Genomic DNA, 24,557 nt, shown 5'->3' on the forward strand with positions numbered 1-24,557 from the left:
AGGGTGATGACAATGTCCTGATCCACGGTCCCGCCTTCGCCGTCGGAGACGGTGACCGTGTAGGTTTGCGTTAATGTCTGGCCTTCTGCCAGATAATCGATATCCCCATCAGACACCTCAAAATCCCAATCGATGCGACCGGAGCCATCACCAGTGGTGTTGTCCCCGACAGTGACACTGAAACTGCCCAGATAGTCACTGCTGGCACTTGCAAAGGACACGCTTTGAGTATCCGAGAACTCAACGTCGGAAATGGTGAAGCTGCCGTTGTCAGAGAACGTGGAAGTCAGTTCTCCAGACGCGTTATCAAGTAGCTCCTCAAGAGTACTGTTGACTTTGGTTGCTGATTCAACGATGGGCGCAGAATTGGTACCAATGATGTTCAATGTGACGGTTGCCTCGGATTGCAGTCCTCGGCTGTCACTCATTTGGTAGTAGATTTCAATGGAGGCTCTTGCGCCAGTAAGCAGGTAATTAAAGTCATTACCAGGGTCGAAGGATAGTTGGTTATTTTGGATAGACACGGTACCAAAGCCAGTGGTGGGGGAACCACTGTTATCGATGATATAAGCTTCATCCAGGCTGAAGTTGTCGGAGGTATCGGTAATATCTTCATCTTGATCATTGGCTAAAACATCAATGATCAGCTGCCCATTTTTAGTGGTGTCTTCACTGTCATTGACTGCCACTGGAGTTTCATTGATGTCATTGACGGAGATGGTGATGTTTGCCGTTTCTTTCAGTGCGCCTGAGTCCTCAACTTCAATAACCAAGTTGTAATTTGATCGTTCTTCGTGGTTCAGGTCTCCGACCAGGTTGAGAGCACCAGTAGCTGGATCAATTTCAAACTTTCCATCTTCGTTGCCAGATATAATCCGGTAGATGATGGGAGTGCCCTCGGGATCTTTGGCGAATACCGTACCCACAGTCAAGGTGCCGTCTGTCAGGCTATTTTCGTTAATATTGAATGACTGATCCAGAATCTTTATCGTCTGGTTCAGCGCGATCGTCGCGTCGGTAGCTTCAGCGATTTCGGGGATATGGTTTTCAGGGTCGGTAGCAGTTTCTGATTGACTGAAATTTCCAGGTAGCCCTTCGTGATCGATAATGACTTCTGTAATGTATGAGTTTTCAGCAGGCTTATTATTATCAGGGCTGGGAGATTTTTTTTGAGCCTGGGGCTCGCTGTTTTCCCTATTCGAAACTTCCGGTACTGGCTCACTTTGATTTGTTGCTGTTTCAATCTCAGAGCTGGGTTGCTCGGAGGGGGGGGCAGTTAATAGAGATTGTCTTAAAACGACTTTTTGATTGTTGGTCAAATAAAGCATCTGATTATTAATCAGTTCAATCACTACGTTTGCATCGGATTGATTAATGACGGTTTCATTCAGGTGCAACGGATCGCCAACATAGGCGGTACGAATTTCCCCTTCTTCATTGGCAACCAGCACCATTCCTTCGGCTTCGCTGATATACCCAATAATGTCGCCGGCGTTTTTATCCATAATATCCATTAACAAGGCGCACGTATCAACCGATTGACCGCTTGATAAACGGTACAGATGCTTGGTTTAAAAATAGGAAGAGGCGAGCAGCGCCCACTTTTCAACTGGTACTTTCCACATAATTAATGATAGTGGTTCAATGGTTGGCCGGATTTGTCTTATGACGCTTTTGAGGAAAAAAGCGGATTGACTAGTCGTGTGTCAAATTACCATTATCCAGCAGGCTGTTGATAATTTCTGAATCGTTACCGCCGAGGCTGAAAAGGTTGGTATCTTTGAGGGTGACTGTTTTCGTGACATCGCCGCCAGCATCTGACCGAATTTCCATAATAGTGTCATCACCACTGCGTTCAAAATGGAAGTAGTCGTCAAGGTTGTTACTTTCATCAATCATGATGTCTTCTAGCTGAAGAACATCGCCTTCTGTGGTACTAAAATCATTGATGATGAGCTCGGCGGGATTATCAGACGTACCATCAGCACTGAATATAAAGGTATCTGCACCACCGTCGCCGGTGATGGTCGTATTATCATGGCTGACGAAGAATATATCGTCATCAGAGTCGCCGATGAGCGTGTCATTATGACCACTACTGCTGTAGGTTATTTCAGTTCCGGTTGCTACTTGGGGCTCTGCGGCTTGGGTAGAGTATCCATCTGTCATAGTATTTTCAGGGATGTAGCTTTCAGCCTTTAATGTGTTATCAGTATCTGCATTATTGATAGATTCTTCTTCGTAATCGATGATGACTTCTTCGAGATGAGCGTCTGCCAGAGGCTGGTTTTCATTCGGGTTGTCGGTCTCTTTTTGAGGCTGTTGGTTTCCACTTTCACCAGTCGGCTCTTGTATCTCAATTGTTGTGTTTGTTGCTTCTTGGTCAACAAGGGGTTCACTGTTATTAATTGTGAGCTCAGTAGATGCAGAGAAAAAAATGGGATTCAAGAAGACTTGCTGGCTGCTGTTCAAATAAAGCAGCTGGTTATTAATCAACTCTATTACGATATTAGTGTCAGACTGATTAACAACAGTATCATTCATGTATAGTGGATCGCCGACAGAGGCGGTACGAATTTCCCCTTCTTCATTGGCAATCAGCACCATTCCTTCAGCTTCGCTGATATACCCTACAATCTCGCCGGTATTCTCATCCATAATGTCAGTCTTATAGGTGGCCTTGTTGTTTAATTGCTTGGTAGTTGATAGGTCTATGAAAATGCAATATAAAAGCGGTTGTCGGTGCCCGTACAGTATCTGTTTTCATATTGTGGAGTACTTAAGTACCCAACCATGTGAAATCATATTTTCTGACTCATTGGTCAGCCCCTCTGACTGCGTTGCACCTCTGGTCACATAGCTTGCTATGCTCCCGCCGTTGCGCCTTGCAGAGAACCTGATCAACAAGCCAGAAATATTCGATTCCATATGGCCGGGTACTTATGTCATTGCTTAATTAATGATAGCGATACGGTGGGGCGGTATTAAAATTGAAGGCGGTATTGAAGAGGAAATGGAAAAAATAGGGAGTGATCGTCATATTTCCATTATCAATAAGAGTGTTGGCTTATTTTATATTGTGACTGTCAAGAGTTAAGATGCTCGTGTATTTGATGCGATAGCTTAAAGGGTCGTAAATGATCATGATTGAGCTTGATTGTTTTTGAGAGGGTGATGTATTGATCAAATTAAAAACCAATTAAGCAAAATAAATATCGATATTAAATGAGGCTGTGATTGATTGAGAAATGATCCAGAGACAGAGCGGGTGTTCCCTTGATTTAAAGCGCTAAATAAGGTTGTCAGCTGGCATTTGTATCAGTATACTGATAGGCACTTTGATGCGGGGTGGAGCAGCCTGGTAGCTCGTCGGGCTCATAACCCGAAGGTCGTTGGTTCGAATCCAGCCCCCGCTACCAAACCCCTGAAAACCCCCATGTGGGGTTTTTTGTTAGGTAGTGACATTGATGTGTGATGACTGTTTTGGTCATTGCACAAACTGTATGGGGCTTTATAGCCCTTTTTTTATTTTTCTTGCAGGTGTTCAGTCGTGGCAGGTAAGCAGTCGCAGCTGGAGGCACTTATTGAGCCGATTGTGGAATCGCTTGATTGCCGCCTCTGGGGTATTGAGTTTGTTTCCCGTGGTCGGAATTCTCTGCTTCGGGTCTATATTGATGCTGAAAACGGCATTTCTCTGGAAGACTGTGAAAAAGTCAGTCGTCAGGTAAGTGCGGTGATGGACGTTGAAGACCCAATCGCAGATGAGTACACGCTGGAGGTATCGTCTCCGGGGTTGGACAGACCACTGTTTCGACTTGAGCAGTACGAGATGATGACTGGCTATGTGGTCAATCTCCGGTTGCGGGTACCTTTTGAAGGGCGTAGAAAGTACCGGGGCATCATTAAAGGAATAGAAGACCAGGATGTTGTTATAGAGGCCGATGGTCATGAACTTCTGTTGCCGATCGAGACGATCGAAAAGGCACAGGTGATACCGCAGTTCGACTGAGCCCGATCCGGGCGTCAGACTAACGGTATTAGCAAGACAGTAAAGTCAGAAACTGTCGTAGTAGAAGCTGCTCAGGGTTGACGGTGGTTAACGGATATCTTGAGCGGCTTTTGTTGCTTACAGTTTTTAACGGATAATGGCAAACCGAAGTCCCTTTGCGATGGCCTCCGGGGTCGAGCGAAATCCCGGTTAGCGGCCAGGGTTACGTTGGCTGGTGGTCAAAGGGATTGAAGCTGCTGCAAGGCGGCAAGAGAGCAAACTCCGGGAATTCAGGTTCGCCAGATAATCGGGGTGAGTGAAGGCAGCCAACGTCGTAGCAGTTTTGAAACCGACGGGCATAGGCATGGACTGGTTCAGCATAGGCGAGGCAGAGTATGAGTAAAGAGATTCTGTTGGTCGTAGAGTCCGTATCCAATGAGAAGGGAGTACCGCCTGAAGTTATCTTTGAGGCGTTGGAAACCGCTCTGGCGACAGCGACCAAAAAGCGGTATGAGACCGAGGTGGATATTCGCGTAGCGATTAACCGGGCTACTGGAGAGTACGATACTTTCCGTTGCTGGACCGTGGTCGCCGATGAAGATTTTGAATTCGCAGGCATGCATCTGACTCTGGACGAAGGTAAAGAGCAAGATGAATCCCTGGAGATTGGCGGTGTGTGGGAAGAGCCGGTGGAATCCGTCGGGTTCGGCCGTATCGCAGCCCAGACCGCTAAACAGGTGATCGTACAGAAAGTGCGTGAAGCTGAGCGACTTCAAATGGTTGAACAGTACCGCGATAAAATGGGTTCTCTCATTTCCGGTACCGTGAAAAAGACAACCCGTGACAGCATTATTGTTGATCTGGGCAATAACGCAGAAGCCGTTCTGAGAAAAGATCAGACGCTGCCTCGTGAGAACTTCCGAATGGGTTCCCACGTAAGAGCGTTGCTGAATGAAATTTCTACGGAAGGTCGTGGTCCTCAGTTGATGATGTCCAGAACAGCGCCAGAGATGCTGGTTGAACTGTTCCGCATCGAAGTGCCAGAGATCTCTGAAGAAGTGATCGAAATTAGAGGTGCAGCCCGTGACCCGGGTTCCCGTGCAAAAATCGCCGTTAAAACAAACGATGGCCGAATTGACCCGGTAGGTGCTTGTGTCGGTATGCGTGGTGCACGTGTTCAGGCGGTATCTGGCGAGCTGGGCAATGAGCGTGTTGATATCGTACTTTTCGATGACAACCCGGTTCAGTACGTGATTAATGCCATGCAGCCTGCCGAAGTGGCTTCCATCATTGTTGATGAAGACAAAGGCACCATGGATATTGCGGTCAGCGAAGACAATCTGGCTCAGGCCATTGGTCGTGGCGGTCAGAACGTACGTCTTGCCAGTGAACTCACCGGCTGGACGCTGAATGTGATGACCGAAGAAGCGGCTGCTGAAAAACAGGAACAGGAAGCTGGGCGTATCGGCCAGATCTTCGTAGAGAAACTGGGTGTTGATGAAGACCTGGCAGAACTGCTGGTCTCTGAAGGCTTCACTTCTCTGGAAGAAATTGCCTATGTTCCTCAGGAAGAGATGTTGGCCATTGAAGGCTTTGACGAAGACATTATTGAGCAATTGCGGACACGGGCGAAGGATCAGCTGTTAACTCAGGCGATCGCCCAGGAAGAAAAGCTTGATGGTACACAGCCTGCAGAAGACCTTCTGACAATGGAAGGTATGAATCAGGATCTGGCCTACGAACTGGCTAGCCGCGGCGTGATCACCATGGAAGATTTGGCTGAACAGTCAATTGACGACCTTCTGGATATTGAAGGTATGGATGAAAACCTCGCCGGTGAGCTGATTATGACAGCTCGGAAACCGTGGTTTGAGGAAGCGGGTAACTGAGCGGGCCACTGAGAGGAGAAGTGTGAATGGCAGATGTAACCGTAGAGCAACTCGCAGCAGTGGTCGGTGCTCCAGTGGAGCGGTTGTTGCAGCAGATGAAAGACGCTGGACTGACAAAGTCCAACGGCAAAGAGTCTGTTTCTGATCAAGAAAAACAGCAACTGCTGGCCCACCTGAAACAAGCCCATGGTGACGCCGGAACCGGTTCTGAATCGACCAAGATTACGCTGAAGCGTAAGACTGTCAGCAAAATGAAAGTTGCTGGTGGCAGTGCTGGTAAAAACAAAGTGGTTAACGTTGAAGTACGTAAAAAGCGTACTTATGTTAAGCGCGAAGAGACGGAAGAAGCACCTAAGGCGGATGGCGCTTCCGCTCGTTCTGATAAGCCAAGAGAGGATCGCGGTCCTCGTAGAGATGATCGTGCTGCTCGTCCGGCTGGGGATCGTGGTCCTCGCCCAGCGGGTGATCGTGCTCCAAGGCCAGAAGGTGATCGCAGTGCTCGCCCAGCTGGTGACCGGGGTCCACGTCCCGCTGGTGATCGTGGTCCGCGCCCTGGTGGCGATCGTGGCCCGCGTCCGGGTGGCGCTCCATCTGCTCCATCTTTTGGTGACGCACCACCGCCACCGCCGTCCGATGATCGCAAAACGCGTAACAAGCGTGGCGGAGCGAAAGGAAAAGATCGTCGTAGCGATAATGACGATGGCCCACGTCGTGGCCGTGGTCGTAATGATCGTGATGAGCGTCGTGGTGGAAGCCGTAAGTTTACTCGCAGTATTGCGCCTGAATCCATGGCTCATGGCTTTACTAAGCCAACGGCTCCGGTGTTTAGAGAAGTCTCTATCCCGGAAACCATTACGGTTGCCGAACTGGCCAGCAAAATGGCGGTCAAAGCGGCTGACGTTATCAAAGTGATGTTCAAAATGGGCTCCATGGTAACGATCAACCAAGTGATCGACCAGGAAACCGCCAGTATTGTGGTTGAAGAAATGGGCCACAAGTTCAAGCTGACCAAAGCGGATGCGATTGAAGATACGCTGTCCCATGATCAGCTGGAAGATGTGTCTTACGAAGCGAAACCGCGTGCGCCAGTCGTAACAGTTATGGGTCACGTTGACCACGGTAAAACCTCGCTGCTCGACTATATCCGTAAGAGTCGTGTGCAGGCTGGTGAAGCCGGTGGTATTACCCAGCACATTGGTGCATACCACGTAGAAACTGATCGCGGCATGGTGTCCTTCCTGGATACACCAGGACACGCGGCGTTTACTGCCATGCGTGCCCGTGGTGCGAAAGCAACGGATATCGTTATCCTCGTTGTTGCTGCAGATGATGGCGTAATGCCTCAGACCGAAGAAGCCGTGCAGCACGCTAAAGCGGCTGGTGTGCCAATCGTGGTTGCAGTCAACAAGATGGATAAAGAAGACGCTGATCCAGATCGCGTGAAGAACGAGCTTTCTGCCCGTGACGTTATCCCTGAAGAGTGGGGTGGCGATACTCAGTTTATGCCAGTGTCCGCACTGACAGGCGAAGGTGTTGAAGCGCTGCTTGAAGCAGTTGTTCTTCAGGCTGAAGTTCTTGAGCTGACGGCTCCGGACGAAGGCCCTGCACGAGGCGTTGTTGTTGAATCCCGTCTGGATAAAGGACGTGGTCCGGTAGCTACTGTACTTGTACAGGCTGGTATGCTGAATCAGGGTGATAACATTCTGGTTGGTCAACAGTATGGTCGTGTACGTGCCATGCTGGACGAAAACGGTCAGCCAATTCAGGTAGCGGGTCCTTCCATTCCAGTAGAGATTCTGGGGCTGGACGGTACGCCGGATGCCGGTGACGAGATGATTGTGGTTCGTGATGAGCGTAAGGCTCGTGAAATCGCAATGTTCCGTCAAGGCAAGTTCCGTGAAGTTAAGCTGGCTCGTCAGCAGGCTTCCAAGATGGAGAATATCTTCTCCAGAATGGGCTCTGAAGAGAAGAAGATGCTTAACATCGTACTTAAAGCCGATGTTCGTGGTTCTCTCGAAGCGTTGACCAGCTCATTGCAGGAGCAGGGTAACGACGAAGTTGAAGTGCGCGTTATTTCCAGCGGCGTAGGTGGTATCACTGAGACCGACGCTAACCTGGCACTGGCTTCTAATGCGGTGATTGTCGGCTTTAACGTTCGTGCGGATGCTTCTGCCCGTAAGGTTATTGATGCAGAAGACGTGGATCTTCGTTACTACAGCGTCATCTATGACATCATCGATGATGTTCGTAAGGCGCTGACCGGTATGCTCGGCTCCGATACCCGTGAACAGATCGTGGGTACTGCTGAAGTACGTGAAGTGTTCCGCTCTCCGAAGTTTGGCGCTGTGGCTGGCTGTATGGTTATTGAGGGTACTGTTTACCGAAATGATCGTATCCGCGTACTGCGTGAAAACGTGGTTATCTATGAAGGCGAGCTGGAATCTCTGCGTCGCTTCAAGGATGACATGAATGAAGTTCGTAACGGCATGGAATGTGGTATCGCCGTTAAGAGCTACAACGACGTTAAGCCTGGTGACAAGATCGAGGTTTACAAAACCATTGAAGTGCAGCGTACGCTGTAACCGGTTTTCAGGCCTGAAGTAGACTACAAAAGCCCGCGGCCTCCACCGCGGGCTTTCTAATATGAGCACTCGAAATGGCAAAAGAGTACAGTCGTACCCAGCGAGTCGCTGACCAGATTCAAAAAGAGCTGGCTCAGCTGATTCAGCTGGAAATGAAAGACCCTCGTCTTGGCATGGTAACGGTCAGCATTGTTGAAGTTAGCCGGGATATGTCCTTCGCTGATATCTACGTGTCCTTCCTCGGTGTGGATGATCAGGAACAAATTGATGAGTCCCTGAAAGTTCTGAATCAGGCGTCAGGTTTTCTGCGTTCCCAGCTGGCTCGGGCAATCAAACTGAGATTTACCCCACAGCTCCGCTTCTTCTTTGATAACAGTCTGCGTCGGGGGGCTTACTTGTCCTCATTGATTGACCAGGCAGTAGCAAAAGATGGTCGCTCAGATAAAAGCAGCGACGAAGATTCCGAGGAATAAATCATGGCCAGAAGAGGTCGTCGTGTTAACCGCGGTCGTGCGGTTGACGGCATTATTGTTGTTGATAAAGTATACGGTGCTTCCTCAAATGAAGTGCTACAGCGGGTAAAACGTCTTTTTAACGCTGCAAAAGCAGGACATACCGGTAGCCTTGATCCATTGGCTACCGGTGTTCTGCCAATCTGCCTGGGTGAGGCCACCAAGTTTTCACAGTACTTGCTGGATTCCGATAAATCCTATCGAACCACCATGAAAATGGGCATTCAAACCACGACGGGTGATCGCGAAGGTGAAGTGGTTGCTGAAAGTCCGGTAGCGGTTACCCGTTCGGATGTGGAAGCCATTCTGGATCAGTTTCGGGGTGAAATTGAACAGGTGCCGAGCATGTTTTCTGCCCTGAAGCATAATGGCAGGCCATTGTACGAATACGCTCGAGAAGGCATCGAAATTGATCGTCCTTCCCGGAAAATCACGATTCATCGTCTGGAACTTCTGGATTTTGAAGGTGATGAATGTGTATTTGAAGTGGATTGCACTAAAGGCACCTACATCCGTACTCTGGTTGAAGATATCGGTGCAGCCTTGGGATGCCTCGGCCATGTTTCAGAGCTCAAGCGCCTCAAAGCGGGTCCATACACTGAGCATCAGGCTTATTCTCTGGATGAGCTGGCAAAGCTACGTGATGAAGGTCGTGAAGCGGCTCTGGATGTTGAGCAGCGTGTAGAGTTTGCTGAACTGGCGGGCCTTGCGGATGAAATTGGTCGCGACAAGCTGGAAAAGAGTCAGGCTGAGCGATTCAAAGAGTTAGGTCGAATTCGCAATAAAGCGGGCGACCGTGTTATTGATGAACTGTTGCTACCACTGGACAGTGCGGTGAGCGATTGGCCACAGGTTAAGCTCGGCGCAAACAGCAGTTTCTTTGTCGCCCAGGGAAACCCTGTTCAGGTTCCACAGGCGCCAACCAGTGGCAATGTGCGTATTTATGGTATTGCTGAAGGCGAAGAAGATCTGAGCTTTTTTGGTGTTGGTGAAATTACGGATGATGGTTTGGTGGCGCCTAAGCGTCTGATCAAATCCTGAGTTTTTTTGGACGCCCTCACAACATAGTGATAGAATTCTTCGCTTGATTTGAGGTTCGTTCAGAACCTTATGGCTGGCTGTAAATATGCACGGTCATGCCGGTTTGTTGTATTGCATATTGATTGGAGATTTAAACATGGCTTTGACTGCTGAAAAGAAAGCTGAAATCCTGAAAGATTTTGGCCGCGGCGAAAACGATTCCGGTTCCCCTGAAGTTCAGGTTGCTCTGCTGACAGCTAACATCGAAGGTCTGCAGGGTCACTTCAAGGCAAACCACAAAGATCACCACTCCCGTCGTGGTCTGATCCGCATGGTAAACCAGCGTCGTAGCCTGCTGGACTACCTGAAGCGCAAAGACGTTGAACGTTACCGTTCAGTGATCCAGCGTCTGGGTCTGCGTCGTTAATACGGCTTTTACGGGATGGCTCTTACTTAAGTGGTACGTTCCGTTATAAAATGGGAGGCTGGTGTCTTGATATCACCTTCCATAGTCAAGGCACCGCGAGCTGCATTTATGTGGCTGGCGGTGTTTTGCTATTTGTACCCTGTGATTTTTTGAGTCAATTTGGTACCAAGGCTTGCTATATCACTTTGATATAACTGGTCTGATTAATCGCACTTAGTTTTGAAGAGAGTGATTAACGAAACTCCCCAGCCTGTGATCTGTCTGCATGGGGTGCAATTCAGAAACTTTCGTTCTGGTTTAAAAGTATGGAAGTTTGTGGATTGCATCCATTCTCTATGAACAGTGAGGATGCAGGTTTGGGGCGATTTTTAAACGATATAAAGGAAAATAATGTGAGTACTGCTCCAAAAGCAATTACTAAATCGTTCCAGTTCGGTGAGCACACCGTGACTCTGGAAACCGGCCGTATTGCCCGTCAGGCATCCGGTGCTGTTCTGGCCACTATGGGTGAGTTGCAAGTTCTGGCCACGGTTGTTGGTGCGAAAAGCGCCCGTGCCGGTCAGGATTTCTTTCCATTGTCTGTGCACTATCAGGAAAAAGTCTACGCTGCTGGTAAAATTCCTGGTGGCTACCTGAAGCGTGAAGGTAAGGCCAGTGAAAAAGAAACCCTGACTTCCCGTCTGATCGACCGTCCTATTCGCCCACTGTTCCCGAAAGGTTACATGAACGAAGTTCAGGTCATCATCACCGTTATGTCTGTGGATAAGAAAAACGATCCAGACATGCTGGGCATGATCGCCACCTCCGCAGCGCTGTCTATCTCTGGTATCCCTTTCGCTGGTCCAATCGGTGCGGCTCGTGTTGGTTTCAACGAAGAAGACGGTTACATCCTTAACCCAACCTTCGAACAGTTGAAAGCTTCTGAGTTGGACATGGTGGTTGCCGGTACCAAAGATGCGGTTCTGATGGTTGAATCCGAAGCTCAGGAACTGACCGAAGACGAAATGCTGGGTGCTGTGCTGTTTGCCCATCAGGAATCTCAGTGCATCATCACTGCTATTGAAGAGTTTGCTGCTGAAGTCGCTGCTCCAGCTTGGGATTGGGCGCCTGCCGAAGAAAAGACTGCGGTTAAAGAAGCCGTTGCCTTTGGTTTCGAACAAAAGATTCGCGACGCTTATGGCATGACCGTTAAGCAAGAGCGCAGCAACAAACTGTCTGAGCTCCGTGCAGAAGCTGAAGCCCTGTTGGCTGGTGACGAAGCAGAAGGCAAGTTCAGCGCAGACGACGTTCAGGCTTACATCAGTAAGCTGGAAAAAACCGTTGTGCGTGGCAACATCATCAATGGTCAGCCACGTATCGATGGTCGCGACACTAAAACCGTTCGCCCAATCAATGTAGAAGTGGGTCTTCTGAAAAAGACTCACGGTTCTGCCCTGTTCACCCGTGGTGAAACTCAGGCTATCGTGACAACTACTCTCGGTACCGCCCGTGATGCGCAGTTTATCGACGCGCTGGAAGGTGAAAGTCGCGATCCGTTCATGCTGCACTACAACTTCCCTCCATACTCTGTTGGTGAAGCAGGTCGTATGGGGCCTCCGGGACGTCGTGAAATTGGCCATGGTCGTTTGGCTCGTCGTGGTCTTGCGGCAGTACTGCCAACAGCAGAAGCGTTCCCATACACCATTCGTGTGGTTTCCGAGATCACTGAATCTAACGGTTCCAGCTCCATGGCGTCTGTTTGTGGTTCTTCTCTGGCATTGATGGATGCAGGTGTTCCTCTGAAGGCGCCGGTTGCTGGTATCGCCATGGGTCTGGTTAAGGAAGGCGAACAGTTCGCGGTTCTGACTGACATTCTGGGTGATGAAGATCATCTGGGCGACATGGACTTTAAAGTAGCTGGTACCGCTAATGGTGTTACCGCGTTGCAGATGGATATCAAGATCGCCGGTATTACCGAAGAGATCATGGATATCGCGCTGGAACAGGCACTGCAGGCTCGTTTGCACATTCTGGCTGAGATGAACAAGGTTATTGCGGCTTCACGCACCGAGTTGTCTCCAAACGCACCGATGACCATGACCCTGAAAATCGATCAGGATAAAATCCGTGACGTTATCGGTAAAGGTGGTGCGACTATTCGTTCTATCTGTGAAGACACTGGCGCATCTGTTGATATCTCTGACGATGGCACCGTTAAGATTTACGGCGAAACCAAAGAAGCTTGTCAGGCAGCTTACGACCGCGTTTACGGTGTAACTGCTGAAGCGGAAATTGGCAAGATCTACGAAGGTACTGTTACCCGAATCGTTGAGTTCGGCGCGTTCGTAAACATCCTGCCAGGCCAAGATGGTCTGGTACACATCTCTCAGATCGCTGATCACCGTGTTGAAAATGTAGGCGACTACATCAAGATGGGACAGAAGCTGGAAGTTGTGGTGATGGATCTGGACAACCGTGGTCGTATCAAGCTTTCTCTGAAAGAAGTGCCGCGTATTAAAGAGCAGCAGGCTGCTGCTACCGCAGAATAAGCTGGTTAAATAAAAGTTAAACCAATAAGGGGGATGTTCTATCCCCCTTTTTTATCCCTGTTTTATGGAACTGAAACTCGAAATTAGATTATTCCACCCTTCTTTTGTCTCTGAAGGGGGTGTTTTTTTATAAGCGGTTGAGTCATCGTCGTAGTCTGAGTATAACCCCCCGGAAAAGCGGTTTAGCTCTTTACCTGTGAAGGAGTTGTCTCGAAGATGCTGAAATATGCATTCTGCAGCGTCACATTTATTTGGCATGTTCTGGATCTTGTGAAGGTTTTGAATAGCTTTTAAAAGATTAAAAACCTCGATAAGAGTTTCGGTTTTGTAGGGCTCGTAGCGCTGCTGAATGATGTCTACAGCGTGGAAGCAAGCATCTCTTAGATATTTATTATCTTTACCCGCACATTTTGTTGCTGCAAAAATGCAAAGTGTTTCGAAAGTTTTGCCAAGAAATCGAGACTCCTCGGTTTGTTTATATTGCTGCTCTGAAGTTGCTTCATTACTGAAGGGCGGGTTTTTTGGTAACTGTGCGGGGCCTTCTCGAAATACAGCATCTGGAATTTGATGCATCCAGGCTCCCCTTCTTCGATCACTTTTATATCCTGCTTTTATGGTGACAAGTTCCGGAGGTTGAGTTGGTGGTTTTTCTTCAGCTCTGTCTATTAGGTCTGAAATTATTGCTGAAGGTCTATCATCTTGTGATTGGTTAGGGTTGATATTGAGTGTGGGCGCAGTGCTAAGGATGTTTAGATTGCAGAGGGCTGTTGTTATGCTGGCATGCGGGTTAGAGCTTTTTGGTTGAGCAAGCTGTGCGTTGGGGTTGGTGATTTTCACAGCTGGGGCTGAAGGCTTGGCAGAACCTGCTGGTTGCTCCCTGGGTGGGGTAGTGGTTGCAAATACTGTAGTTTTAACTGGAAGTGTTGAACTCACGTTTCTATCCCGAAAGCATATGTGGTTAGCTCTAGACTCTCAAGGTGAAAAAAGATTCAAAGTTTTTAGGCATTAAAAAAGCGCCCTTAGGCGCTTTTTTAATGGTGGATGAGTTTACTCGTCCAGGAAGCTGCGAAGATGATCCGAGCGAGTCGGATGACGTAGCTTTCTTAATGCTTTCGCTTCGATCTGACGAATACGCTCACGGGTAACGTCAAACTGCTTGCCTACTTCTTCCAGCGTGTGATCGGTATTCATATCAATACCGAAACGCATGCGGAGTACTTTGGCTTCACGGGCAGTCAGTCCGGAGAGAACCATGCGAGTAGATTCTTTCAGACCTTCACCAGTGGCACGGTCGATCGGAGATTGCATGGTTGCATCTTCGATAAAATCGCCCAGATGGGAGTCTTCATCGTCACCAATCGGCGTCTCCATGGAGATAGGTTCTTTGGAGATCTTCAACACCTTGCGGATTTTGTCTTCCGGCATTTCCATGCGGATAGCTAGTTCTTCCGGTGTTGCTTCACGTCCCATTTCCTGCAACATCTGTCGTGAAATACGGTTCAATTTGTTGATCGTTTCGATCATGTGAACCGGAATACGAATGGTGCGAGCCTGGTCAGCAATGGAGCGAGTGATCGCCTGACGAATCCACCAGGTGGCGTAAGTAGAGAACTTATAACCACGACGGTATTCGAACTTATCAACAGCCTTCATCAGGCCGATGTTGCCTTCCTGAATCAGATCAAGGAACTGCAAACCACGGTTGGTGTACTTTTTGGCAATGGAGATAACCAGACGCAGGTTAGCCTCAACCATCTCTTTCTTGGCGCGACGAGCACGAGCTTCACCGAGTGACATCTTACGATTGATGTCTTTTACTTCGGTCAGCGTCAGAGTGAACTCTTTCTCGATATTCGCCAGTTTTTTCTGGGCGCGGACAATGTCTTCACGGTGTGTCAGCAGTGCTTCAGTATAACCACCGCTACCGGATGCCAGCTCTTCAGCCCAGTTCAGGTTGGTTTCGTTGCCAGGGAAGACTTTCAGGAAAATCTTGCGCGGCATTTTGGATTTACGAACACACAGCTGCATGATGGTGCGTTCGTTTGCACGAATGCGTTCCACGGCATTACGAATTCGGAAAACCAGCAGTTCAAACAGACGAGGAATCAGCTTCAGCGGCATAAATGCTTCGGCTACTTCGATCAATGCTGCCTGGCTATTGCTGCGACCATTGCCGGCAATGGCGGCATTGGCTTTTGCCAGTGCGTTTCTCAGAAGATCAAAGCGCTCTTTGGCTTCTTCCGGATCAAGGCCTGTATCGACTTCTTCCTCGTCGTCATCTTCACTATCGTCATCTTCGAGGTCATCGTCATTGACTTCGACAACGACGGGAGGAGGGATGACATCATCGCCCGGATCAATGTAACCACTGATGACGTCAGTAAGACGACCTTCTTCTTCAGTAACGCGGTCATACTCATCAATAACAATTTGAGCAGAGCCTGGGAATTGAGCCAGAGCCGACATGACTTCACGCCAGCCTTCCTCAATTCGTTTGGCAATCTGGATCTCGCCTTCACGGGTCAGCAGTTCAACCGTACCCATTTCACGCATGTACATTCGTACTGGGTCGGTCGTTCTTCCTGCTTCCTGCTCAACGGCGGCGAGAGCGGCGGCGGCTTCTTCAGCGGCGGCTTCATCGGTATCGGCTTCGGCCATTAACAGGGTGTCAGCATCGGGCGCTGTCTCAAAGACGCTGATACCCATGTCATTGATCATGCGGATAATATCTTCCACTTGATCGGGATCGGAAATATCTTCCGGCAGGTGGTCGTTTACCTCCGCGTAAGTCAGGTACCCCTGTTCCTTACCTCGGGCGATAAGCTCTTTTAACCTGGATTGTTGTTGCGAATTTGCTGACATATCAACCCTTCAACAGCGGATATTGACGAACCGGACAAAAAAACGTAAGCAGGCAATTATAGCTCATAAACTGGGTTTAGTACCACAGCGCAGCGGCCCGACTTAATAGGACGAGACACCGGAATGCATTCCATGACGCGGGTTACCTTTTCCCTGGTGTTTTCAGACCGGAGTTTGAATTAGATTTGTGGCCAATAATGCAGTTCCACGGGACACAATGACATTCAAGTATACCTAATATTCAACGGGATGCAGTTATTTTTTACTGCTTAAAAACTACTTGCCTACTAATAACGATCATTCACTTTTTTTATAATTGAGACTCTGTCGCTTACTTTCAAGTAGTTCCAGATATTTTTTTCGTGTTTCGTCGTCTAGCTGGCTTGGTTTTTTATTCTGCAGGCTGGTGTTGAGAAAGCTGCTGTGCAGATTTTTGCTCTGTACTTCAACGTTACTTTTGCGAATGGTTGCGATGGTATCGAGAAATTCCTCAGAATGCGCCGCGGTCCCGTGGTCAAGAGCAGCCAGTACTTTCAAGCGGTCGCCTTTTTCGGTGCCATACCATTGAGCAATCAGTGTGCTGGTTTTCATGGCTGGATTTTTTTTGAGCACGGTTAACAATTCGATCAATAACGAGCTATCTGAATTGTCAGGTAACTTTAGATCGCTAAGCGGTTCGGCAACTTCGCTGGCAAACTCCGGATTACAGAGCAATTGTCGTATGGCATAACCGCAGGATGACAGTTTTGTACTGTGTCGTCTGGTTGTGATGGCTGGGAATGATTGTTGTTCGAGAGAAAAATAATCATCCCGGTCTGAGCTGTAGTCCGAACTCTGAAAAGCGGCTTCGGAATAACTGTGGTCGTAGGAATAGGTGGTTTCGTAACTGCTTGTGGGTGCCAACTGAGGAGTGGGTTGGGCGGCTTTTTCTGCCTCTGCTTGAACAGAGCGTTGTTGCTCTTTGGCCTGAGCGGTTTCTTTGAAGTGTGCCTGCAGATAATGCGTATCCAGCCCCGTGTGATCCGACAGCTTTTTCAGTAACAGTTGGTGGAACAAACCTTCCGGTAGTTTGTCGATGTATGGTTGTGCCAATTTGGCAAGGCGTGCCCGTCCATCCATGGTGGTCAGATCGAGCTCAGACTCCAATTCGCGGAACAATAGATTGTCCAGGCTGATCGCCTGAGTTTTAATGCGCTCGTTAAATTGTTCCGCGCCTTCCTGTTGCACCATGCTATCCGGATCTTCGCCCTGAGGAAGAAACAAAAAGCGCGCCTGACGACCATCCTGCATATTAGGCAAAGTGGATTCCAGCGCTCGCCATGCGGCGCGTCGACCCGCATCGTCGCCATCAAAGCAAAAGACAACTTCGCTGACGACTTTGAAAAGCCGAACCATGTGATCGGGTGTTGTGGCAGTGCCCAGAGTGGCAACGGCGTTAGTGATGCCTTGTTGGGCCAGTGCGACCACATCCATGTAACCTTCAACCACAAGGATGCGGTTTAGCTTGCGGTTGGCCTGTCGGGCTTCCCATAAACCGTAAAGTTCTTTTCCTTTGTGGAAAATCGGTGATTCTGGCGAGTTCAGGTATTTGGGTTTCTCATCACCTAATACTCGGCCACCAAAAGCGATGTAGCGGCCGCGACTGTCACGGATCGGAAAAATAATGCGATCACGGAAGCGGTCATAAATCGTGTTGCGATCTTCATTTTTCACCAGCATGCCGGTGTTGATCAGTTGCAGTTCTTTTTCTGGTGAAGTGGCCAGCTCGCTTTTCAGGTTGTCCCAGCCCGGTGGGGCAAAGCCAATGGCAAAGTGTTGGCAGGTGGCTGCATTCAGACCGCGGTTTTTCAGATAGCTGGTGGCTCGTGGCGAGTGATTATGTTGCTTCAATTGCCCGGTATAGAAATCCACAGCCTTATTCATAAGGTTGTACAGTTCGGTGTGGTCAGGGCCGCGATTTTTCAGGGCGTTTTCTTCCCGTGGCACATCGAGGCCTAATTGGCCTGCCAGAGTATCCACTGCCTCCGGGAAGTCCAGATGCTCGAAATCCATAACAAAGCCAAGGGCATTACCACTGGCGCCACAGCCAAAGCAGTAATAGAACTGTTTGTCCGGACTGACGGAGAACGACGGTGTTTTTTCCTGATGGAAAGGGCAGCAGGCAGAATAGTTGCGACCGGTTTTCTTGAGTTTTACCCGATGATCGATGACATCAACGATGTCAATGCGGGTGAGCAAGTCATCAATAAAGTACTGGGGAATGCGCCCGGCCATAGAAATTGTCTGCGCCTGAAACAGGATGTGGAGAGTAAAGGATACTATCACCCGCTTGGGAGGGTGTCATGCTGGTCGTCGTCGCTTGGGCAGATTAACCCAGTCGGGATTTTACGATTTTGCTGATGGATGACATGTCTGCCCGGCCTTGAGCCTGAGGCTTAACGATAGCCATCACTTTGCCCATATCCGCCATAGAAGATGCACCAGTACTCTGGATGGCATTATCCACCAGTTCGGTGATTTCGGTGTCGGTCAGTGGGGTGGGGAGATATTCCGTAAGAATATCGAGTTCGAGTTGTTCCTGGTCGGATAAATCCGTGCGGCCAGCCGCGTTGAACTGTTCAATGGCATCGCGACGTTGCTTTACCATTTTGTCCAATACGGCCAGGGCACGTTGATCGTCTAATGATTTTTCGTCGATCTCAATACGTTTCAGCTCGGCAAGCGCCAAACGGATAGTACCCAGACGAGGTTTGTCGCGATTGCGCATGGCGTCCTTCATGGCGTCTGTCAGAGTATCTCTGACGGTGCAATCACTCATCTCATCTCTCCATATTCAATACGTAATATTAAGATCGAACGGAACAATCATTGGATTGATGTAACTGGCAAAAGCCAATCAATCAATACAGACGTTCACGACGACGCTGCTCGCGCTGTAGTTTTTTAAGATGACGCTTAACAGCAGCAGCGGCCTTACGCTTGCGAACAGTGGTAGGCTTTTCGTAGTGCTCACGACGACGCACTTCAGCCAGAACACCAGCTTTTTCACAGGAGCGCTTGAAACGGCGCAGGGCTACGTCAAACGGTTCATTCTCTTTAACTTTAACAGCAGGCATGCAGAGATCACCTTCCTTTTATAACAAGTTGTGTCCCATAAACCCCTGGGTCTGATGGACTCAGTAGCAAGTTCATGGCAGAAATACAGCCAATGCTGCGCGAATACGATCATTCGGCCGGGTGTTTACTGAACTGAATAGCGAGTTAAAAAGATTTTCAACTTGTAATTTAGTACTAATATCCACTGAATCAGGTCGGATTAATCGTAGTTTTTCAAGGGCGCGAATTTTAAAGGTTATTCTACCAAAATGCAAAAAATGCCGTTCTCAACGGTTGATTCTTGGGTGCCTGGAAAGTAATACCAATGGCGTTTTTAAATTTTGGAACGAGCAAGTTATTTTGGGCGACTAGGCAATACCCACAGGGCATAAAGGCGAAGAGACGAGTCATAGCCCTTGTGCCCTGTGGGTATTTACGCCCTGTGGGTGGTAGCTATGGCGAGGAACTTCAACGCTGATCCAGTCGGTCAAAATGACTGCGCAGCCCATAATTTAAAAACAGAATTGGTATAAGTCCAATATAGGTTGTCTGAGCGTGATTTTGAGCGTGTTATCGGGCGTCAAAAAACGGTGAACGGACACCATGTCGGAGTAAGGTTTTGGCAGAGAAAGATGAAAGCCCGCTCACTCTTTCCCATTTATCACGCTGAAATACGGCTTATCCACCACTGGGTATGCCGGTGACAAAACGGTTAAATCGCCCCCTAGTCTGACAAATGGAAGGCGTTGTTGGCAGTACAAGTACCCTCCAATTACAAGGATTAAGCCGTACCTGAAGAAGTGGAACCCAGATCATTACCTTAATTAATGATCTGGGTTTCGATGTTTATGTCGTGACCAGGGACGTTCCGATGAAGCTTGTATGGATTCCAAATACTTTTTCCGTGGTAAGGCAGTTGCTAATTTATGCGCTGCTGGTTTGCCCGATGCTCGTTCATGCCGATCAGTCTGATGCCTTGGAAACCCCAGATAACTCAGATGAGCCTTCACCACTCTTTTATAGCGATGGGTCAGCAAATGGTTACCATTACCGGGGCTGGTGGGCTGCAGGCTTGAGTGCTATCAGTGTCGGCGCTTTATTTTCTGATGATTTCAGCAGAAGTGAGAAACGACACTTTGGACTGGCAGTGTTGACCGGTGCAACCAGCCAGACGAGGCTCCGTAAGTATGGCGTTTTTGATAACTCGCGCTGGGCGAGGGTGTTTCTGGCGACTGGTTTGGGCGTGGTGCCCGGTTTAATTGATGACCTTGCGCAAAAAGAATTCAATAAAGATGACCTTGCCGCAGAAGCGTTGGGCAGCTTGGTGGGCGCCGTTGTTTCTGACCTTCTTCAGGGGCCGGTCGATGACGGCCCGCAGTATGGGGTTGCCATTGGCTTAGGAAAGGTCGGACTCGTCTTTAACTACGATTTTTAGTTTTCTCGCCATACCACGTAATCAAAACAAAAAAATCCCGTTTGCAACAGCTTCTGTTACAAACGGGATTTTTGTTTGTCCGGCAGTTATTATTACCCCCGTTAATAAATGTAAGGTTCACTACACATGGTTGTCCTCGGGATAGAAACTTCCTGCGATGAAACCGGCATCGCCCTTTACGACAGCAAAAAAGGACTGTTGGGGGATGCGCTGTTCAGTCAGATCGATATGCACGTTGATTACGGCGGCGTCGTTCCTGAACTGGCCTCCAGGGATCATATCCAGCGAGTGCTGCCATTGATTAGTGAAGTGCTTGATCAGGCGGGTCTTAAAAAAACAGACATTGAAGCAGTCGCTTACACCCGTGGCCCGGGTTTGGTAGGTGCATTAATGGTGGGCGCCTGTGTGGGCAAAGCGCTGGCCTGGGCGTGGGATGTCCCTTCCATCGGTGTGCATCATATGGAAGGCCATTTGCTGGCGCCCATGTTGGAAGATAACCCAATTGCTTTCCCATTTGTTGCCCTGCTGGTTTCTGGCGGGCACACCCAGCTGGTTCAAGTGGATGGTATTGGGCAATATCATTTACTGGGGGAGTCGGTGGATGATGCCGCTGGCGAGGCCTTTGATAAAGTCGCGGCTATGCTGGGGCTGGATTATCCCGGTGGGCCAGCGATTTCCCGACTGGCTGAGAAAGGTACAGAGGGTCGATTCCGCTTCCCAAGGCCAATGACGGACCGTCCGGGTCTGGATTTTAGTTTCAGTGGTTTAAAAACCTTCACGCTGAATACCGTTGCCAAGTGCCGGGAAGCGTCAGGTGGCGAACTGAGCGAGCAGGATCGAGCAGACATTGCCCGGGCTTTTCAGGATGCGGTCGTGGCAACCCTGACCATCAAGTGCCGCAGAGCGCTTCAGCAGACGGGCATGAAGCAGCTTATTATTGCTGGTGGTGTCAGTGCGAACACCTCTCTCAGGGTGTCGCTTGAATCCATGGTTGCTAAAGAAGGTGGCGAATTACGTTATGCTCGCCCACAATTCTGCACCGATAATGGCGCGATGATTGCCTATGCCGGCTGCCAGCGTCTGGTGGCTGGTCAGAATGATGGCCCTGAAGTAGTGCCGGTGCCGCGATGGCCTATGGATCAGCTCGAAGCCGTCAGCTGATGTAAACGATGTCTGGAATGAGGAGTATCCTGCATGGATAAAGTACGAATTGAAGCGATTGAGACGCAGGCGGTCATTGGTGTCTATGAGTTTGAGCACGATGCGCCGCAGCCATTGATATTAGATCTGGAACTAACGACCGACTTTACCCATGCCTTTGCCAGTGATGATCTGCAGGATGCTCTGGATTATGACGCGATCACCCAGCGGGTCAGAGGGTTTTGTGCCGCTTCCCGTTATCAGTTGATTGAAGCGTTGGCCGGTGGAATCATCAAACTGATGATGGAGCATTACCCTGTGGATAAAGTGGCGATCACTATTCGCAAACCTCAGGCTTTGAAAAGTGCGATGGCAACCGTGTGGTGTGAGAGAAGCCGTGAGCAAATGGCGGCGCTGGATATTTAATCCATTGAAATGATCACTCTGAGTTCAGGGTGATCAAAAAACGCAGTTATTCTAATGCTTTTTAAGAATACCGCTAATGCAATTCACTCTTGCCTGTTCTAAGGCCAGACCTAACGCCTTTCCCTTTACTGTTTCCGACATAAGATCTTTTGCTTTGATCTGAAGGCAGTGCGTTAAACATTCAAGAATAAAATCTCTTTTCAATTGCACTTCCTGAAAAGCAATGGCAAGCGCATCCAGAAAAAAATGAAAACGCTCTGGCCGCCTCAGGGCATCCGTGGCATTAAACAGCGACATCATGTCTGCTGCTTGCAAATCTATACAAAGCTGCCGGGCTTGTTGGGTGTGGTCAGTGATCAGGCGAGCCTGTTCGACAAACGCAGATGGCAAACGCAGCCGTTTGGACAAAGTCCTGAGGCTCTCGGATAAATTGTTCTGAGCATCATCAGAAATAAACAGGCAGCTAAAGCGAACCAGATCAGGTGATTTATGACCCGCCGCTTTGTTCGAGTAGGTTAATGCTTTATTAAGTTGTGAATGACAAAGCTCCGGAAGCACAATATTCAACGCCCCGCACTGCTGGAGAATAATAAAGTACTGGTCAGGGTTGTCTTCCATCAGCGCATTTCGGGTTTCCTGCCATACCCGTTCAGCGACGAGAAAGGATACTTCGCCACTGCTAACCATGGTGGTCATAAGCGCCAGTGTTTCATCAGCAATGGTAAACTTCATGGGCGCGAGGCGGGCAGCAAAGCGAGCAGTGCGAAGAATGCGCAGGGGGTCTTCAGCAAAGGCCTCGGAGACGTGACGGAGAATGCGATTTTCGAGATCTTTCTGACCACCGTACGGATCGATGATACGACCTGTTTCGTCTTCTGCCATGGCGTTAATGGTCAAGTCTCTGCGAAGCAGGTCTTCTTCAAGGGTGACATCACTGGCCGTGTGAAAAGTGAACCCGCCATAACCATGGCCGCTTTTGCGCTCGGTTCTTGCCAGAGCGTATTCTTCTTTGGTTTGAGGATGCAGAAACACCGGAAAGTCTTTGCCCACGGGTTGGAAGCCTTTTGCTTTCATGATCTCCGGCGAGGCGCCAACCACAACCCAGTCCTGATCTTTGACCGGCAAACCCAGCAGCTTATCCCGAACAGCACCACCAACCCGATAAATCTGCATAGTGAAACAGCGCCTTAAAATGAAGAAAGCAAAATTCTTTTATATCAGAATAATACCAATGTCGCTTTTAAATTATGGAGTGAGCAAGTTATTTTGGGCGACTGGGCAATACCCACAGGGCATAAAGGCGAAGAGACGAGTCATAGCCTTTACGCCCTGTGGGTGGTAGCTATGGCGAGGAACTTCAACGCAGATCCAGTCGGTCAAAATGGCTGCGCAGCCCACAATTAAAAAGCAGAATTGGTATGAGACAATAGTTGACTAATCTGTTAAATCTGGAGGTTAGCTTTTTGGAGGATAATGATGAGCAGTACACAGTGGACCCGTGAAGCCATCGGCAAAATTGATGCCGACTTCCAGAGAACGGCTGATACTCATTTGGTTAAGCTGGATTTACCACAGCTGACGGGTATTCAGTTGTACCTGAAAGATGAAAGTACCCACCCAACCGGCAGTTTAAAACACCGGCTGGCCAGATCGTTATTTCTCTACGGTATCTGCAACGGTTGGATCAACCAGGGCACTACGGTTATTGAATCCTCTTCCGGCAGCACAGCGGTTTCGGAAGCTTACTTTGCCCGGTTGTTAGGTTTGCCATTTATTGCCGTCATGCCGCGCTCCACGTCGGCTCAGAAAATACGACAGATTGAGTTTTATGGCGGCCAGTGCCATCTGGTGAACAGCTCCAGTGAAATTTACGCAGAGTCCCAGCGGTTAGCGACTGCCCTGGATGGGCATTACATGGATCAGTTTACCTATGCGGAGCGAGCAACCGATTGGCGTGGCAACAATAATATTGCTGAATCTATTTTTCGGCAGATGAGTGCCGAGCCTTGGGCAATACCTTCATGGATAGTGATGAGCGCAGGCACCGGCGGCACATCTGCCACCATTGGGCGTTATATTCGCTACCAGAAACTGGACAGTAAACTGTGTGTGGTTGATCCGGATCATTCGGTGTTCCATGACTTTTACCACAGCGGTGATGAGAATCTGGTTATCAGCAAAAGCTCCCGTATAGAAGGCATTGGTCGTCCAAGGGTTGAGCCGTCGTTTGTGCCCGGTGTGATTGATGATATGAGGCGCATTCCCGATGGCGCAGCCATTGCTACGGTGCATTGGCTGGAGCAGATACTCGGGCGAAAAGCCGGACCCAGTACAGGAACCAATTTATTTGGAGCGCTTCAGATTGCCCATGAAATGCAGCAGAAAGGGGAGCAAGGCGCTATTGTGACACTACTGTGCGACAGCGGCGACCGCTATCTGGACACATGTTACAACCCAAACTGGGTGAAAGCAGAAATTGGCGATATAGCCTTGTGGCAAGAAAAATTGAATGACTTGATTAATGCTATGAAATAATCAGTTTAAAAAAAGCATTGATATAATAAAGGCTACATGGAAAAGTAGCCTATTTTCGAGAGGGTTTTCGTTGTGTTTACATCATAGGCTTAACTTTAGAGGCATTGCTGCTGTCGT

At 49.0% G+C, this 24,557-nt stretch carries 19 protein-coding genes and 1 tRNA gene; 12 read left to right on the forward strand and 8 right to left on the reverse strand.

The annotated features are described in order from the left end of the window. On the reverse strand, positions 1 to 1,505 hold a 1,505-nt coding region (locus Q1B11_RS09330), incomplete at its 3' end, for a cadherin domain-containing protein (protein ID WP_299731144.1). A 190-nt stretch (positions 1,506 to 1,695) separates the two neighbouring features. Beyond that, entirely contained in the window at positions 1,696 to 2,658 is a 963-nt protein-coding gene (locus tag Q1B11_RS09335) for a type I secretion C-terminal target domain-containing protein (RefSeq protein ID WP_299731147.1), read from the reverse strand. Positions 2,659 to 3,342: 684 nt separating this feature from the next. Between Q1B11_RS09335 and Q1B11_RS09340 the strand changes: the two genes are divergently transcribed. The 8 genes from Q1B11_RS09340 (at position 3,343) to pnp (ending at position 12,946) form a co-directional block, all read left to right on the forward strand. Further along, positions 3,343 to 3,419 (forward strand) — tRNA-Met (locus Q1B11_RS09340). A 131-nt stretch (positions 3,420 to 3,550) separates the two neighbouring features. Then, entirely contained in the window at positions 3,551 to 4,009 is a 459-nt protein-coding gene (gene rimP / locus Q1B11_RS09345) for a ribosome maturation factor RimP (protein ID WP_299731150.1), read from the forward strand. Between the two features lie 374 nt (positions 4,010 to 4,383). After that, positions 4,384 to 5,877 carry a transcription termination factor NusA gene (gene nusA / locus Q1B11_RS09350; RefSeq protein WP_299731152.1) on the forward strand — a complete coding sequence of 498 codons (1,494 nt, stop codon included), beginning with the start codon at positions 4,384 to 4,386 and terminating at the stop codon, positions 5,875 to 5,877. Between the two features lie 26 nt (positions 5,878 to 5,903). Further along, on the forward strand, positions 5,904 to 8,459 hold the full coding sequence (infB, locus tag Q1B11_RS09355; protein ID WP_299731155.1) for a translation initiation factor IF-2: 2,556 nt from the start codon (positions 5,904 to 5,906) through the stop codon (positions 8,457 to 8,459). 74 nt (positions 8,460 to 8,533) lie between these two features. Then, positions 8,534 to 8,932, forward strand: a complete 399-nt coding sequence (rbfA, locus tag Q1B11_RS09360) for a 30S ribosome-binding factor RbfA (RefSeq protein ID WP_299731158.1) — start codon at positions 8,534 to 8,536, stop codon at positions 8,930 to 8,932. A 3-nt stretch (positions 8,933 to 8,935) separates the two neighbouring features. Beyond that, positions 8,936 to 10,012, forward strand: a complete 1,077-nt coding sequence (gene truB, locus Q1B11_RS09365) for a tRNA pseudouridine(55) synthase TruB (RefSeq protein ID WP_299731161.1) — start codon at positions 8,936 to 8,938, stop codon at positions 10,010 to 10,012. Positions 10,013 to 10,148: 136 nt separating this feature from the next. Beyond that, positions 10,149 to 10,418 (forward strand): 30S ribosomal protein S15, encoded by a 270-nt coding sequence (gene rpsO / locus Q1B11_RS09370; RefSeq protein WP_299731164.1) that lies wholly within the window; start codon positions 10,149 to 10,151, stop codon positions 10,416 to 10,418. Between the two features lie 392 nt (positions 10,419 to 10,810). Beyond that, a complete protein-coding gene (gene pnp, locus Q1B11_RS09375) occupies positions 10,811 to 12,946 on the forward strand; it encodes a polyribonucleotide nucleotidyltransferase (protein ID WP_299731167.1) in 2,136 nt (711 codons plus the stop codon). Between the two features lie 51 nt (positions 12,947 to 12,997). Here pnp and Q1B11_RS09380 read toward each other — a convergent pair whose 3' ends face one another. From Q1B11_RS09380 to rpsU, 5 genes are all read right to left on the reverse strand, one after another. After that, positions 12,998 to 13,879, reverse strand: a complete 882-nt coding sequence (locus tag Q1B11_RS09380) for a hypothetical protein (protein WP_299731170.1) — start codon at positions 13,877 to 13,879, stop codon at positions 12,998 to 13,000. Positions 13,880 to 13,993: 114 nt separating this feature from the next. Continuing rightward, complete coding sequence (rpoD, locus tag Q1B11_RS09385; RefSeq protein WP_299731173.1) at positions 13,994 to 15,808, reverse strand: RNA polymerase sigma factor RpoD; 1,815 nt, start codon at positions 15,806 to 15,808, stop codon at positions 13,994 to 13,996. A 297-nt stretch (positions 15,809 to 16,105) separates the two neighbouring features. Then, positions 16,106 to 18,082 carry a DNA primase gene (dnaG, locus tag Q1B11_RS09390; RefSeq protein ID WP_299731176.1) on the reverse strand — a complete coding sequence of 659 codons (1,977 nt, stop codon included), beginning with the start codon at positions 18,080 to 18,082 and terminating at the stop codon, positions 16,106 to 16,108. A gap of 94 nt (positions 18,083 to 18,176) precedes the next feature. Next, positions 18,177 to 18,626 carry a GatB/YqeY domain-containing protein gene (locus Q1B11_RS09395; RefSeq protein ID WP_299731179.1) on the reverse strand — a complete coding sequence of 150 codons (450 nt, stop codon included), beginning with the start codon at positions 18,624 to 18,626 and terminating at the stop codon, positions 18,177 to 18,179. Between the two features lie 82 nt (positions 18,627 to 18,708). Further along, complete coding sequence (gene rpsU / locus Q1B11_RS09400) at positions 18,709 to 18,924, reverse strand: 30S ribosomal protein S21 (protein WP_067515164.1); 216 nt, start codon at positions 18,922 to 18,924, stop codon at positions 18,709 to 18,711. A gap of 851 nt (positions 18,925 to 19,775) precedes the next feature. On the opposite strand from rpsU, the gene Q1B11_RS09405 reads away from it, so the two are divergent. The 3 genes from Q1B11_RS09405 to folB all read left to right on the forward strand — a co-directional run bounded on the left by Q1B11_RS09405 (position 19,776) and on the right by folB (position 21,905). Further along, the gene (locus tag Q1B11_RS09405) at positions 19,776 to 20,339 is read left to right on the forward strand and encodes a hypothetical protein (protein WP_299731184.1); all 564 of its coding nucleotides are present in this window, start codon (positions 19,776 to 19,778) and stop codon (positions 20,337 to 20,339) included. A 126-nt stretch (positions 20,340 to 20,465) separates the two neighbouring features. After that, positions 20,466 to 21,500 carry a tRNA (adenosine(37)-N6)-threonylcarbamoyltransferase complex transferase subunit TsaD gene (gene tsaD / locus Q1B11_RS09410; protein WP_299731187.1) on the forward strand — a complete coding sequence of 345 codons (1,035 nt, stop codon included), beginning with the start codon at positions 20,466 to 20,468 and terminating at the stop codon, positions 21,498 to 21,500. Between the two features lie 33 nt (positions 21,501 to 21,533). Further along, on the forward strand, positions 21,534 to 21,905 hold the full coding sequence (gene folB / locus Q1B11_RS09415; RefSeq protein ID WP_299731190.1) for a dihydroneopterin aldolase: 372 nt from the start codon (positions 21,534 to 21,536) through the stop codon (positions 21,903 to 21,905). A 51-nt stretch (positions 21,906 to 21,956) separates the two neighbouring features. Here the strand turns inward: folB and Q1B11_RS09420 are convergent, their stop codons facing one another. Further along, positions 21,957 to 23,078 (reverse strand): hypothetical protein, encoded by a 1,122-nt coding sequence (locus Q1B11_RS09420; protein ID WP_299731193.1) that lies wholly within the window; start codon positions 23,076 to 23,078, stop codon positions 21,957 to 21,959. A 300-nt stretch (positions 23,079 to 23,378) separates the two neighbouring features. Here Q1B11_RS09420 and Q1B11_RS09425 point away from each other — a divergent pair, with 300 nt between their 5' ends. Then, on the forward strand, positions 23,379 to 24,440 hold the full coding sequence (locus Q1B11_RS09425; RefSeq protein WP_299731196.1) for a PLP-dependent cysteine synthase family protein: 1,062 nt from the start codon (positions 23,379 to 23,381) through the stop codon (positions 24,438 to 24,440). The last annotated feature ends 117 nt before the right edge of the window (positions 24,441 to 24,557 follow it).

Source organism: uncultured Endozoicomonas sp. (assembly GCF_947495845.1).
In the GTDB taxonomy this organism is placed as follows: domain Bacteria; phylum Pseudomonadota; class Gammaproteobacteria; order Pseudomonadales; family Endozoicomonadaceae; genus Endozoicomonas.